Origin of the sequence: Providencia rettgeri (assembly GCF_013702265.1) — a bacterium.
Taxonomy (GTDB): Bacteria; Pseudomonadota; Gammaproteobacteria; order Enterobacterales; family Enterobacteriaceae; genus Providencia; species Providencia zhijiangensis.
Genome location: NZ_CP059348.1, coordinates 697,776 through 711,218, shown reverse-complemented (window position 1 = coordinate 711,218; position 13,443 = coordinate 697,776). Strand labels below are relative to the sequence as shown.

Annotated in this window: 12 protein-coding genes; 5 read left to right on the top strand and 7 right to left on the bottom strand. The window is 43.6% G+C overall.

All coding sequences use genetic code 11. The features are described from left to right. Positions 1-6 precede the first annotated feature (6 nt). Complete coding sequence (gene mobI / locus H0913_RS03150) at positions 7-450, bottom strand: conjugative transfer protein MobI(A/C) (protein ID WP_000348524.1); 444 nt, start codon at positions 448-450, stop codon at positions 7-9. 464 nt (positions 451-914) lie between these two features. Here mobI and H0913_RS03145 point away from each other — a divergent pair, with 464 nt between their 5' ends. The 3 genes from H0913_RS03145 to H0913_RS03135 are packed head-to-tail and all read left to right on the top strand — an operon-like array spanning position 915 to position 3,404. Further along, entirely contained in the window at positions 915-1,889 is a 975-nt protein-coding gene (locus H0913_RS03145) for a ParM/StbA family protein (protein WP_000497807.1), read from the top strand. A 2-nt stretch (positions 1,890-1,891) separates the two neighbouring features. After that, positions 1,892-2,161, top strand: coding sequence for a hypothetical protein (locus H0913_RS18825; protein WP_001995600.1), 270 nt, complete (start codon positions 1,892-1,894; stop codon positions 2,159-2,161). A 1-nt stretch (position 2,162) separates the two neighbouring features. Continuing rightward, positions 2,163-3,404, top strand: coding sequence for a tyrosine-type recombinase/integrase (locus H0913_RS03135; protein ID WP_001218618.1), 1,242 nt, complete (start codon positions 2,163-2,165; stop codon positions 3,402-3,404). Between the two features lie 129 nt (positions 3,405-3,533). Here H0913_RS03135 and H0913_RS03130 read toward each other — a convergent pair whose 3' ends face one another. The 3 genes from H0913_RS03130 to H0913_RS03120 form a co-directional block, all read right to left on the bottom strand. Further along, the gene (locus H0913_RS03130) at positions 3,534-5,552 is read right to left on the bottom strand and encodes an ATP-binding protein (RefSeq protein WP_000211147.1); all 2,019 of its coding nucleotides are present in this window, start codon (positions 5,550-5,552) and stop codon (positions 3,534-3,536) included. 145 nt (positions 5,553-5,697) lie between these two features. Further along, the gene (locus H0913_RS18820) at positions 5,698-5,886 is read right to left on the bottom strand and encodes a helix-turn-helix transcriptional regulator (protein ID WP_000127615.1); all 189 of its coding nucleotides are present in this window, start codon (positions 5,884-5,886) and stop codon (positions 5,698-5,700) included. A gap of 716 nt (positions 5,887-6,602) precedes the next feature. Beyond that, a complete protein-coding gene (locus H0913_RS03120; RefSeq protein WP_181477982.1) occupies positions 6,603-7,673 on the bottom strand; it encodes a tartrate dehydrogenase in 1,071 nt (356 codons plus the stop codon). A 96-nt stretch (positions 7,674-7,769) separates the two neighbouring features. Here H0913_RS03120 and H0913_RS03115 point away from each other — a divergent pair, with 96 nt between their 5' ends. Both H0913_RS03115 and H0913_RS03110 read left to right on the top strand, forming a co-directional pair. Further along, positions 7,770-8,714: a LysR substrate-binding domain-containing protein gene (locus tag H0913_RS03115; protein ID WP_154602801.1), complete on the top strand. Its 945-nt coding sequence runs from the start codon at positions 7,770-7,772 to the stop codon at positions 8,712-8,714. Beyond that, on the top strand, positions 8,714-9,619 hold the full coding sequence (locus H0913_RS03110) for a helix-turn-helix domain-containing protein (protein ID WP_154602802.1): 906 nt from the start codon (positions 8,714-8,716) through the stop codon (positions 9,617-9,619). The genes H0913_RS03115 and H0913_RS03110 overlap by 1 nt, the downstream gene beginning before the upstream one ends. 63 nt (positions 9,620-9,682) lie before the next feature. Here the strand turns inward: H0913_RS03110 and H0913_RS03105 are convergent, their stop codons facing one another. Genes H0913_RS03105 through H0913_RS03095 form a run of 3 tightly spaced genes read right to left on the bottom strand, consistent with a single transcriptional unit; the run spans position 9,683 to position 13,254 of the window. Continuing rightward, positions 9,683-10,636 carry a PDR/VanB family oxidoreductase gene (locus H0913_RS03105; RefSeq protein WP_181477981.1) on the bottom strand — a complete coding sequence of 318 codons (954 nt, stop codon included), beginning with the start codon at positions 10,634-10,636 and terminating at the stop codon, positions 9,683-9,685. A 17-nt stretch (positions 10,637-10,653) separates the two neighbouring features. Next, positions 10,654-12,102 (bottom strand): NAD-dependent succinate-semialdehyde dehydrogenase, encoded by a 1,449-nt coding sequence (locus H0913_RS03100; protein WP_181477980.1) that lies wholly within the window; start codon positions 12,100-12,102, stop codon positions 10,654-10,656. A gap of 24 nt (positions 12,103-12,126) precedes the next feature. Then, on the bottom strand, positions 12,127-13,254 hold the full coding sequence (locus tag H0913_RS03095; RefSeq protein ID WP_154637942.1) for an aromatic ring-hydroxylating oxygenase subunit alpha: 1,128 nt from the start codon (positions 13,252-13,254) through the stop codon (positions 12,127-12,129). Positions 13,255-13,443: the final 189 nt, after the last annotated feature.

Genomic DNA, 13,443 nt, shown 5'->3' with positions numbered 1-13,443 from the left:
GTTGACTCAATACGCATTCACTCTGCGACGCAGCATGTTGAGCTTATCAACCTGGCGTCGAATATCACTGAAGAATTCCTCTTTCTCCATGGCCAGCGCTAGCTCCCATTCTTTGGCCAAACCTTGGCAGTCTAAAAATGCGTATCTCAGCTTCGTCTTTGAGATACGCAGCCCCTTGCTAAAGACCACGCGTTTGCCTCGTTGACCGTGAAAACTGTTGATATACCACTCTATGCCAAAGCCATACTTAAAGTCTCTGATACGGACACCAAGCAGACCCCAGTCTTTAAAGGGCTCATTCTCTCGAACCTTGTAATGGGTAACCCAAAAGTCATCAACTTCAGCTCGTGCCAGCGCTTTTAGCCTGTCCGTTTCTTGCTGAAGTAAATCTGATACATCTGCTTTCCATTGTTCATTGACGATTTCTACCAAACCAATTTCCCCATCCAATTAACCCCTAAAGCCAAAACCACTATCCGTTTGGCTTTTGGATCGAAACGCCAAACGTAAAACTGCCGTCACAATCACTGTTTGGCGTCTCGATATAAATCGACTCGCTCAATCCCATACCCGACAAGGGATACAGGCTGATTTCACTTAAAAACACCTAAAAAGACGTATCGCCATGAAGATACAAACCGTTTGGCAAGTTCAGGCCAGAATGCAAACGACGTTTGGCGTCTCAATTTTTTTGGCTAGGTCACCAGCCGCCAAACAGAGCCTATTCTCATACTTTTGCAAAAATGCAATAGGCAGATAGATGAAAGGATTTGTCACCTTTCTGCCCACCGCCAGTGCACCGAATCCTGATAATGACATTTGAGTAAACCGCCAGAGCACTTGGAAATGCCCAAGCGTGAACAGCGCGGTTGATTGAAAACCGTTAGAGCACTTTGAGTGCACAGGAGATAAGTATGTTTGTACTAGGCGTAGATATCGGTTACTCAAACCTGAAGCTGGCAATTGGCCAATCAGGTAGTGAACCGAAAACCATTATTCTACCTGCGGGTGCCGGTCCAGCGGATCGTATGCCGGAGCGTATCGGTGGAGGCGATGATGAAACTTGTTTGTATGTCTCTGTCGATAATGAGCGCTGGGCCGCTGGTGTTCCTGCTGGACGCCTTCAAGGCTGGGAACGAGAGCTTCACCCGGAATATCCCACCACAAAAACCTATAAGGCACTTTTTCATGCCGCCTTGTTAATGGCTGAAACAGAATCCATCGATTTGGTTGTCACTGGATTACCGGTTTCCCAGTTTCATGAACCACAACGTAAGTCTGACCTTGTGCAGCGTTTAAAAGGTGTCCATCAAGTGACGCCTAAGCGCAGCATCACCGTTCATGACGTCAAAGTACTACCACAGCCTGCCGGTGCCTATATGGATCTGGTTCAAACGGGTGGTGATCTGGGCTTGATTGAAGAAGGTCGTGTCGTCGTCATTGATCCCGGCTTCTTTTCTGTTGATTGGGTTGCCCTTGAGGCCGGAGAAATTCGCTACAGCTCATCAGGAACCAGTCTTCAGGCAATGTCCGTGCTACTGGAAACCATCGATAAGCTGATTTCGGAAGATCATGGTGCCAAAGTCGGAATGGATCGACTTGAAAAAGCCATGAGAACCGGCGACTTACAGGTCCTGCTATTTGGAGAAAAAGTCGATATTTCACCTTATCTGAATGCTGCCATGAAAAAGGTAGCGCCTGTTGCTCTTACAGCCATGCGTCAATCCATGCGTGACGAAAGCATTAATGCGGACTTGGTATTGATCGCCGGAGGTGGAGCCTTGGCTTATAAGGAAGCGGCCAAGGAGATTTTTTCACGAAGCAAGATCATCGTGCCTGAGCAGTCTGTTTTGGCGAACGTCCGAGGCTTCTGGTTTTATGGGGCATGATCATGAGAGTTGTCGTCAACATTCCCCCAGGGAGCCACCCAGAACTACTCAAAGAATTGGAAAAGACGCCACCACGGGAACGCGCTGAGCGTCTGCGGATGCTGGCAACCTTTGGGTTAATTCAAATGAGCCAACCCAATCTATCCACGACATCTGTACCGGTGGATGGCCTTGCACCAGATGGTGAAGTTACTTCTATGAGTACAGCGCCAGAACCCAAAGCAGAAACACGTAAACAATCATTAAAATCAAAACTAGGGCTGGGCTTATAACATGGCGTTATCAGTTAGCTGGCTCGATGCCAGGTTAAATAAAGAAGCAAAAGAAACCGTAGTAAAAGCCGACCGAGATGGGCTAAGTGCTCGGGTATCGCCCAAGGGCAAAATTGTTTTTCAGTTTCGTTATCGGTTCGATGGCAAGCAACAGCGGGTAGACATAGGTACTTACCCCCTTATGAAGCTGGCTGAAGCCAGGAATGAGCTGGATAGGTTAAGGGCAGTACTTGATCAAGGCCGAAACCCCAAGCTTTACCTACAGCAGGAACGGGCTAAGTATTCTGCTAATCAAAGCTTCGAATCGATTTTTCGAGACTGGATAGACTCTGCCGGTAAGCAAGGGCTAAAGGAGAAAACGTGGCACTACCAAAAACGCAGCAGTGAAATATATTTGCTGCCCCGACTTGGCAAGTATCCATTAACTGACATCACTGAATTGTCCTTGCGAAACTGTCTTCGTGAGGTTTCGGAATCGTCTCCGTCAAACACAGAGCGCCTAGTGTCTGTACTGCATAAGTTCTATGACTGGCTGATTGATGAACAAATTTTGGAAATTAACGCTGCCGCTGGGATCACAGCAAAAAAGGTTGGCGGTAAAAAAGGAAAACGAACTCGGGTGCTAAATGACAACGAGATCAGGATACTTTGGCGCTATTTGCATGAGTCAAAAATCACTGAGAAGAATCGCATCTACATAAAACTGCTTCTCTTATTGGGAGGGCGCAAGGGCGAACTCATTCAAGCTGAAAAGCATCACTTTGACTTGCAATCTGCAATGTGGACAGTGCCCATAGAGATCCGCAAACAAGGTGAGAAAATTGGAGCGCCGATCATGCGGCCATTGATTAAGCCAGCTATTGAGCTGATTGAACTGGCGATGCAGATGAGCAAATCAACTTACTTGTTTCCCGCGAACGGACAAGAAGAGCTTGCCACAAATGGCTTTGATACCACTATTCCTAACAATGTGAAAATCTGGGCTCGCAGATCGCTTGGTATTGAGATGGAACACTGGTCTATGCATGATCTTCGCAGAACGATGCGAACGCGAATGTCTGCCATCACGACGCAAGAAGTTGCCGAGTTGATGATTGGCCACAGCAAAAAAGGGCTGGATGCTATCTACAACCAATATCAGTACCTGGACGAAATGCGTCATGCTTACGACGTTTGGTATCAACAACTAGAAACCATCATCGAGCCGACAGGCTTTCCATTCAACTGGCGTTTCGGACAATAAGGGGTAGCTGAATTAAGGAAGAGACTGAGCTAGTACAAATGACCGAGTCAAGTAGTGCATTTGGCTCGGTTTAGATTAGTTGTTTTTCCAGTTACAAAAAAACAACTTATCGAATAATTATTATAAGTCTCACGACGCCTCAGAGAGAGGTATTTGCAATTCATCCACAAGGGTTTGCTTAGATTTATACTCTAGCTCGCTTCTCTTTATTTTTAGCTTTTGTAATAAAGCACTATGAGTCACCTCGAAATCATTAAAAATTGTAGACCAACTTTTAACGTATACTCGAATTCTTTCATCCGCCCCGGAAACAAGGCCCGCGCCGCCCTTACCAGCAAGGTCTTTCAACCGCCTTGTAATTTGAGTATCATTCTGGGAGATTTTAGTTCCAACAAGAACAACATCAAATCTCATTCTCTCATCATTAAAGGCAGGATGCTTATCAAGTACCTCAGCATAACGTTCAGCTTGAGCTAAATGTTTCTTATTCAATGCTACACTTGGTCTTTTTATTTCAATGATCGTACATTTAATAAATTCTTCTTGTGTAGAATGATCAATTGTGACCATTTTGCGTGCAAGAAACAAATCTACTTGGCCTTTTGCCCCCTCTATGGTAGCGCCTTCAATAAGATCACTGGTACTGATATCGTCCCCATCCAATATTTCAATATCTGAATTCCGAAGATTTCTAGCTGTATTAGAAAAGTCATCCTCTTCGGCACCTATAGTTGTGTACTGAGGGCCAAACAACCATGTATTAGCCTCAATAATACCTTGTAAGTCTGGTGTTTCTAGAACTTCTTTAGCGTGCTCTTTAAAAAGGTACTTCATTTTCTGTACGACTAGATCTCGCTTATGAATGTGTCCAATCGTGCTAATTATATAATCAAGTTTAGATTTACTTATTTGAGATGCAAATTCATCCATTTGCTCCTTATTTAAGTCTAAAACGCCTTCCAATATATCTATCAAACTATCATTTTCACTTGATGTAGATAGCCTATCAAGCAAACCGATTATAATTTTTGTTTGCTTAGCCTTTAGCCCATTAAAAGCTGCTGGATCAGCAACGCAGATACTAGTTACTAATTTCTTCGTATGTGCAATTCTAAAGGAACGATCTTCGTCAGACTCCCAATTGTAAACAGGAAAATATCCTTTTTCTTCGAAAGAATCGACAAGCTGAACAGCTCTTTCTCTAAGGAACCCCTGATAAATCTCGGCTGTTTTGTTGCGCAGTTCTTTTAGCAGCATAGCTAAAACTTTATTCCCATCACTCTTTTCACTAATGAAGAGATCAGCATTTGGAGATGAGGTATCTTGAAAATTATCGAACCACTCAGATTGTATATATCCACTTATGAAAAAATTGTTTTTGTAGTTAAAACCAGTCAGATTTCTATACTTCTGATGTTCTTTTGAATCTCTAAAATAATTGTATGACTTTTCACCAGATGGTTTTTTTATCCACTGAATGATACTTGAACTAAATATATTTCCATCAACATCTATAAGCTCTTGAAACAACCTATGTTGGGGAGGCGTCACTCGGACTCTATTAACTGATATTTTAAGGTTAGAAAAAACTATTAGCTTCCAACCAAATTCATTTGAAAGCTCCTCCATGATATTTTCAATATTAGGGATTTTTTGAGATTTTTCACTCGTAATGCCCGTAAGAAATACTGATGTCCCACTTCCATTTGAAAGAATACTACTATGCTGTTCTTTATCGTCGATCAACTCAACTTTGTACGTTTTAATACGAGACGAGTCTATGGTAATACGTGCATTCTCAGATTGTCTTCTCGTAAGCCAGGTTGCTGTTGCAGCATATTTATGAAATGAATACCGCCCTCTGCCTTGACTGCCTTTTTGGGTAACCTGTTTTTTGGATGAGTCATCCCAATTATCAAAATTTCGGTCTAGGTTATGAAAGTCAATTCCTTCACCATTATCATGGATCTCTATTGACTCCACCCCGCCGAGATCACAGGTGTTAATAATGACATCAATATCTGATGCACCAGCATCCAAACCGTTCCAGATATATTCACTCAACATCTTCCAAGCGGGAATTGAGCCGAAACGTTTTTTTATCGACGCATTTGTAATACCTGTTGTCCGTTCTTGAGGAGTCGTCACTTACCTATCCATCCAATCAATAAAAAATCCATGCTGCTATCTTAGCCTAAGTTGGTGTACATATTAACTATATTGTTGGCACAAGCCGGCGTTTCAAAGCGTTAGTCCAAGCTCCAACAGAAAAACTAAGCTACGCTATCTATTCCTAATTCTTCTCATACTCCTCCAAGTCTTCAATGTGCCACAGCTTGTTTCGTGTATTTCGGTTGATACGAGGTTGCGGCAAGCTGCCATCTTTTATTCTTCGCCAGAGCGTCGTATAGCTAATGTGGTAACGAGCCATAACTTCGTAAGACGTTAGAAAAGGGGTTACTTGGTGCGCTACTGCTGTCATCTGCATTCTCCTGAAAATCAATGTAAAGCTATCATCGCCTGATTCATCACTTGTTGATGGTCAGAAAGATGCATGATTTGTTCAGAAGATCAGGCCCATACAAATGAACTTTTAGGACAGCAAGAAAGCAACCGGTAACCAACTCAACCGGCAAACAATTAGAGATAATCGCGAACGTCTTACCATCATTTCTCGATTTTTGGCATAAAAAATATAGGCAAGTTTTGGCTAAAACCCAGTAGGAACAAGGCCTACAGCTAGGTTTGTGTCATGGAATTTGGCTAAAAACGGTAAATATGGCGATTTGTACTCAAGTTTGTACACATTTTCCGAGGTTACGCTTGAACATCATTGAAAAGCAAAGAAACGAGAAAAAGACAAAAAGCCTTTAAATTCAGTACGTAGAGATGTGATTGTGGTGTGCAATGAAAGGTGGTTTTAAGCGTTGAAAGGCTGGGCGGCATCAGGGTGCGAAATGATAGCAAACGTTCTACGGGTGCTAACTTCATGGAGAAAATTCTGATCTGTCATTTAACCGTTCTTTTCGTCTATATCCAGATTTGTATGGGCATCAGGAAGAGGCTCGAGGTGGCTCTAAGCGCAGCAAATCCGTATTGTTAATCGTAATTGGCGGTTATTTTCGCAGATCTTGGGGTTATAAACAATCAGAGCCTGAAATGTTAGGCGCTCCACCCACAGGATGGAGCCCAATAAACTTACACCGACGCAGCCACTAACTGAGCAATTTCCAGCCCCAATTCTTGTGTGCTGGCGTTTCCGCCCATATCGCGAGTCAAGTGACGACGTTCTCGAATCGCCGTTTCAACCGCTGACATAATCGTATCGTGCATTTCTTGGCAACCGAGATGCTGCATCATCATCGCTGCCGCCCAGATAGTCCCAATTGGGTTGGCAATATTTTTCCCAGCAATATCTGGTGCGGAACCATGCACAGGTTCAAACATCGATGGGAACTGTTTTTCAGGGTTGATATTCGCGGACGGTGCAATTGCAATCGTCCCCGTACATGCGGGCCCAAGATCTGACAAAATATCCCCAAATAAGTTTGATCCCACAATCACATCATAAAATTCCGGCATTCTCACTAAGTTAGCCGCAAAAATATCAATGTGGAATTGGTCAACTTTCACATCTGGATACTGTTTTGCCATTTCAGCCACACGGCTATCCCAATACGGCATTGAGTGAAATAATCCATTGGATTTCGTGGCTGAACTTAAATGTTTTTTATCGCGAGAATGGGCAAGTTCGAAAGCATATTTTAAAATTCGGTCAGTTCCTTTACGGGTAAAAATACTTTGCTGGGACACCATTTCGTCTTCCGTCCCTTCATACTGAATTCCGCCAATTGCAGAATATTCGCCCTCTACGTTTTCACGCACTACATAAAAATCAATATCACCCGGTTTTTTATCCGCCAGCGGGCATTTAATCCCTTCAAATAAACGAACCGGGCGCAGATTCACATATTGATTAAATGCACGGCGAATTGGTAGTAACAAACCCCATAAGGAAATATGGTCGGGAACTCCAGGAAACCCAACTGCACCTAAGAAAATAGCATCAAATTTTTTCAGTTGTTCTAAACCATCTTCCGGCATCATGCGCCCTGTACGGTGATAGGTTTCACACGACCAGTCAAAGTGTGTAAAGTTAAGCTTTACACCGTGCTTTTGTGCTGCTGCCTCTAAAACACGTAATCCTTCAGGGATCACTTCCGTTCCGATTCCATCACCCGGAATGACTGCTATATTGAATTGTGCCATTTTCAACGCCCTTATTATTATCTATGCATGTTCTCCAGTTTATGGCTTGCTGTGATAAAGTATAGGCATGAACTGTAATCCCTAGGTTTACAAACTATGAACAAGCTACCTTTGCTTGAAGATATCCGTGTATTTGTCACGGTCGCCCGATTGATGAGCTTCTCCCAAGCGGCTGAACAACTATTGGTATCTCCAGCCTATATATCGAAACGCATTAAATTACTAGAAGAAAACTTAGGGCAAACGCTGTTTTTCCGTAGTGCTCGCGCTATTCAATTGACGCCAGAAGGGAGAATTGTTCTGCGTAGCAGTGAGTTGTTACTGGAAGAATTGGAGCGCATGCAGGGAGAATTACAAGCTTGTCGCGAAGAGATCCGAGGAGAACTGCGCATCAGTTGCAGTACAGGCTTTGGTAGCACCTACCTGAATCCCTTTATACTGGCATTACGTGCCGATTACCCGCTTTTAGGTATTGATCTGACATTAACAGATCGATCAGTCGATATCATCAGTGAGAATATCGATCTTGATATCTGCATTGGCGGCACTATTTCGGATCAATTTATTGCACGTCGGTTAGCCCGCAATAACCGAGTGCTTTGCGCCTCTCCCGCGTATATTCAAAAATATGGGCAGCCTTCTTTACCCCAAGAGCTCGAACAGAAACATTTGTGTATTGCCATCAAAGAACGCAATCAAGCTCCCGCAATCTGGAAATTAGAGCACCAACAAGAAAGCATGACCATCACGCCGAACAGTAAATTAATGGTCAATAACGGCGAAGTCGCCAAACAATGGTGCCTCAGCGGTGAAGGGATTTTATTACGTTCACTTTGGAGTGTACTCCCTGAACTTCAGTCAGGAAAACTAGTGCGCGTTCTACCGCAATGGCATCAAGGTGCTGACGTTTTTGCTGTTTATTCACGTAGTTTACGTAATAGTGCTAGTCTTAGAGTTTTCATTGAAAATCTTGAAAAGTATCTCGCCACCCATTTACCACCCATCTTTGGGGATGAATATAACCAATTGGATGCCCATTAATGACCGAACCAGAGACTTTTAAAGAGCGCTTACTCAAGCTATTGAAACAGAAAAAAATGAGCCAGTTAAAAGTTGGGGAACAACTTGGCGTTTCCCGTACTGCTGTCAATAAGTGGACAAAAGGCGGCATGATTGACGAAGATAATCTCAATAAGCTGGCTGATTTACTCGATGTCGATAAGATTTGGCTCAAGTATGGCGAATACACGCAATCCCAACATTCGCTATCTGGAGTAGGCGGCACGCGCAATATCAATGAAGTGCATTTACAAGAATCGGCGGAGATCGTTACTTGGGAATGGGATTTATTGACTGGTGAGCTGAATTATTCCGATAACGTTGAAGCGGTGTATGGCATAAAAATTACCACCAACGAAGATTTCTGGGCGTTAATGGATCCGGCATCCAAAGATAAGCTGGTCAATGGTTACTCCAAAATTATTAAAGAAGGCGGCGCCCATGAAATGGATTTTAAAATCAACTGGGAAGGTGACTACCGCTGGATCACATCCAGAGCTGCTGGCGTCAAAGGCCCTAACGGCAAAGTCACAAAATTAGTTGGGATCAGCTTGGATAATACTGAGCGTAAAAACAATGAATTACGTCTACGAAAAATCAAATGCTACTTTGATGTGTTACTGACTCACTTCCAACATTTGGTTGCCTTTACCGATACAGCCGGAGAAATCCTTGCCAGTAATCTTAAAAGCCAATCAACAGATATTGATTATTTAGCCTTACAGCGCCTTCTGTATCAATTAGCCATTAATCATAAAACGTGGCTCGACGATGTTATCCAAACAGGCCGTGGGCAAATTGTGTTTCAAGACAAACAGATCACCGCCTATCATCATCTTAATGATGAGCATCAATCCTTCTTAATGTTTGAATTAAAACCATCATAAATAACAGTAAAAACCCCAGTGATTAAGCTGGGGTTTCGCGGCGATAAACCTAAGAAATCGTGATTATAAATCTAACACCAGCCGTTTTCCTTTCGCCCGAGACACACACAGCATCATGGTTTTTTGCTCAGCTTTTTCATCGTCATCAAGATACAAATCACGATGGTCGGCCTCCCCTTCCAAAATTGCCGTTTCACAGGTTCCACAAACGCCATTACGGCACATACATTCCACCTTTATGCGCTTATCCGCTTCGATAACCTGCAAAATAGATTGGTCTTCCGCAACCTGTAAACTGAATCCTGAACGCTGAAAATGCACTTCAAAAGAGTCTCCCTCACTCGCTACTTCGCCAAAATTTTCAAAATGCACTTGTGCGCTGCCAAGGTGTTGATTGCCGCGTTCAATGACTTCATTAATCAGTCTTTCAGGCCCACAGACATACACATGGCTATTTTTAGGTTGGGATTGAATTAATGTGGTAACGGACATCCGTTGGCCTTGGGATTTATCATAGGTGAATAAACGAGCACCAATACGCGCCTGCAATTCATCAACAAACGCCGCCGTCGCTTTATCACTGAACCCGTAATGAAGCTCAAAATTCATTCCTGAGTGCTCAAGCTCATACAAGTAGGATAAAAATGGTGTGATCCCAATCCCTCCTGCGATCAAAATATGTTTGCTGTCCTGCTCTTGCGCTAATGCGAAAAAATTTTGCGCAGGGGATAAATAGAGTGCATCCCCCTGCGCAATGTTATCGTGCATGAAAACAGAACCCCCTTTCGAGTTCTGGTCACGCAAAACAGAGATACAGTAACGATCGCACTGCTTAGGGTCGCTTATTAATGAATAAGCACGTTGTAGTCCAGCTTGTTCATCCATGTGAACCGTGACATGGCTCCCCGCGCTAAACGGGCTAAGTTGTCCTTCTTGCGCCACGAATTCGAACATTTTAATGGTTGGGCTGACCTGTTCAATTCGGCTAACATTCACCGCTATTTTTTGTTGGCTCATCACAGTTCCTTTTTCCGTTACGCGATATCAAGACACAGATATTTGATACTTAAATAATCATCGATACCATAATGGGAGCCTTCTTTACCTAACCCCGACTGTTTAACCCCACCAAACGGAGCTACTTCGTTAGAAATCAAACCGGTATTGATCCCAACCATGCCGCTTTGCAGCTTTTCAGCCACTCGGTAAATACGGTTTACATCCCGAGAAAAGAAATAAGCGGCTAAACCATATATGGTGTTATTGGCACGGCGAAGCACTTCATCTTCATCACTAAATCGAATCAATGTGGCAATCGGGCCAAAAATCTCTTCATGGACGATATCCATTGAATCATCAACATCCACCAGCACTTTCGGGTTGATAAAGTGACCGTGCTCCTCAATTTCAGAACCTAATGTCACTCGGCGCGCGCCTTTAGCAAGAGCATCCTCAAGAAGTTGATTCATTCCATCAATCGCTTTCGTGGTGATCATCGGCCCAATATCGACCCCGGCATCCACACCATTGCCGACTTTTAACTTGGCAACTTGCGCCACAAACTTGCGTTCGAATTCATCAAAAATGGCATCATGAAGATAAAAACGGTTAACACAGACACAGGTTTGCCCACCATTGCGGAATTTGGCTTGGATAGCGCTAGTGACCGCTTTATCGATATCCGCATCGTCGAAAACAATAAATGGTGCGTTTCCACCTAATTCAAGCGACGTTTTCTTGATAGTCGATGCGCACTGCTCCGCTAATACACGCCCCACTTGTGTTGACCCTGTAAAAGAAAACTTACTGATCAGCGCATGTTTGGTCAGTCTTTCCCCCAGAATACGAGATTCCCCAGTGACCACATTAAAAATACCCGCAGGGATCCCCGCTTCATCAGCAAGTTGAGCCAATGCTAATGCGGTAAATGGCGTTTCGGTGGCCGGCTTGATGATGATACTGCACCCTGCTGCAAGTGCCGGCGCCGCTTTACGCGTGATCATCGCCGCAGGGAAATTCCAAGGCGTAATCGCGCTGCACACGCCAATGGGTTGCTTGATCGTAGAAAGGCGATTTGTTCCAACGGTTTGTGGAATCGTTTCCCCATAAACACGCTTACCTTCCTCTGCAAACCACTCAATAAAAGAGGCTGCATAACGAATTTCGCCTTTTGCTTCATGCAGCGGCTTACCTTGCTCAAGGGTCATCAGCAACCCAAGATCATCAATGTTTTCCTCAATTAACTCAAACCAACGGCGCAAAATAATTGAGCGCGCTTTTGCCGTTAATTGGCTCCATCCTGCCATCGCGGTATGGGCTTGCTCAATGGCTTCATCAACCTGTGTCGCTGTTAGGCTGGGGATGGTCCCCAGCACTGTTTGAGACGCCGGATTGGTCACGGGAATTTTGTTCTCCGTTTCTACCCAGCGACCATTGATATAGCAGGCTTGGCGAAATAGTGCGGCATGTTTTAACCTGTTCATCGTCACGTCTCCCATCCCTTGCGATTATTCTGAGTGAGCGCCAGCTACAATTTTGTGGAAGTGGGCAACACCGTGCTCGCTGATCCCACTACGTTGTCTATCGGCCATAATGCGTCCTTGACCACGATATCCACGGGAACGCAGGCCTTTTTGTACACTTTCCACCAAACGTAAATCTTCAGGACGGAATACCGTGCGGTACCATTCCACTAAATTTTTCTGATATTCCGTCAGTTCTTCATTCAAGAAATAGATATCGTAATGCTGCAATGTCTCGCCCGCATTCACCGGGAATTCATAAATCACGGTCATAAAATCGCCGCCAGGAGGCATATTGAACATGGTGCTTGGCCAAATCCAAAAACCAAAGAAACGCGGGTCTAATACTGACTCATCGAACTGATAAGAGGATTCAGAGGGCTTGGCTTTACCGATTTGTACCGTCCAATTATCTTTAAGCAGGTGCTCATACACATTCACATCCACAGAGCTGGCAAAGCTAACGTGGTTAGTCGGGCAGTGATAGCATTCAATGTAGTTATCAACGATGGTTTTCCAGTTAGCCGGAGTATGGCTAACAAAACGCGCTGCTAATTTCAGGTCATTGATAACCGCGCACGCTTCTTCCATTTTTTCGGCTAAACCGGGTAACTGCTCTTCAATTGGTTGAGGCACACCGTCCGTCAAGTTTACATAGATAAAGCCTGCGTGCTCAGTCACATGGAAAGAACTTAATGACATCGCATCCGCTTCAAAGTTATTCACGTTTTCACAGTTAGTTGCATGTGCCAACTGCCCATCCAACTTGAATGCCCAAGCATGATAAGGGCAGGTAATCACGTTTTTCATTTTCCCGCCATCACCGCTGATCAACTGATGACCACGATGAGGGCAAACGTTATAAAAGCCGCGCAAAACATCATCACGACCACGAACAATCACAAGGCTTTCACCAATTAATTGGCGAGTAATATAGGCATTTTTTTCTTTTACTTCACTCACATGACCAACACAAACCCATGAGTTAGCAAAGATTTTTTCTTTTTCAAAATCAAAAATGTCTTCGGATGTGTAATAACGTGCAGGGATAGTCCATGCATTATCTATATCAAGGTGATCATTAATCGAAATGACTTTAGCTGCATTGCTCATAATTGCCCTCTCTTTTTGTAAACTTATAGTTAACATCTTTTAGGCGAATGTTAACGAAGATCGCAATAATGATCAAACAAAATCTCGGTAGGTTTTATAAATAAAATTATTTATGATTTAATTCAATGCATTGCATCATAATTTAATAATTACAATGTTAATGTTTAGTTAATTAGTTGTTGACTGGGC

Coding starts and splice junctions, on each gene's coding strand:
- H0913_RS03120 (WP_181477982.1), bottom strand. CDS start 7,673: ATGGCACAATTCAATATAGCAGTCATTCCGGGTGATGGAATCGGAACG.
- H0913_RS03105 (WP_181477981.1), bottom strand. CDS start 10,636: ATGAGCCAACAAAAAATAGCGGTGAATGTTAGCCGAATTGAACAGGTC.
- H0913_RS03100 (WP_181477980.1), bottom strand. CDS start 12,102: ATGAACAGGTTAAAACATGCCGCACTATTTCGCCAAGCCTGCTATATC.
- H0913_RS18825 (WP_001995600.1), top strand. CDS start 1,892: ATGAGAGTTGTCGTCAACATTCCCCCAGGGAGCCACCCAGAACTACTC.
- H0913_RS03145 (WP_000497807.1), top strand. CDS start 915: ATGTTTGTACTAGGCGTAGATATCGGTTACTCAAACCTGAAGCTGGCA.
- H0913_RS03110 (WP_154602802.1), top strand. CDS start 8,714: ATGACCGAACCAGAGACTTTTAAAGAGCGCTTACTCAAGCTATTGAAA.
- H0913_RS18820 (WP_000127615.1), bottom strand. CDS start 5,886: ATGACAGCAGTAGCGCACCAAGTAACCCCTTTTCTAACGTCTTACGAA.
- H0913_RS03095 (WP_154637942.1), bottom strand. CDS start 13,254: ATGAGCAATGCAGCTAAAGTCATTTCGATTAATGATCACCTTGATATA.
- H0913_RS03115 (WP_154602801.1), top strand. CDS start 7,770: ATGAACAAGCTACCTTTGCTTGAAGATATCCGTGTATTTGTCACGGTC.
- H0913_RS03135 (WP_001218618.1), top strand. CDS start 2,163: ATGGCGTTATCAGTTAGCTGGCTCGATGCCAGGTTAAATAAAGAAGCA.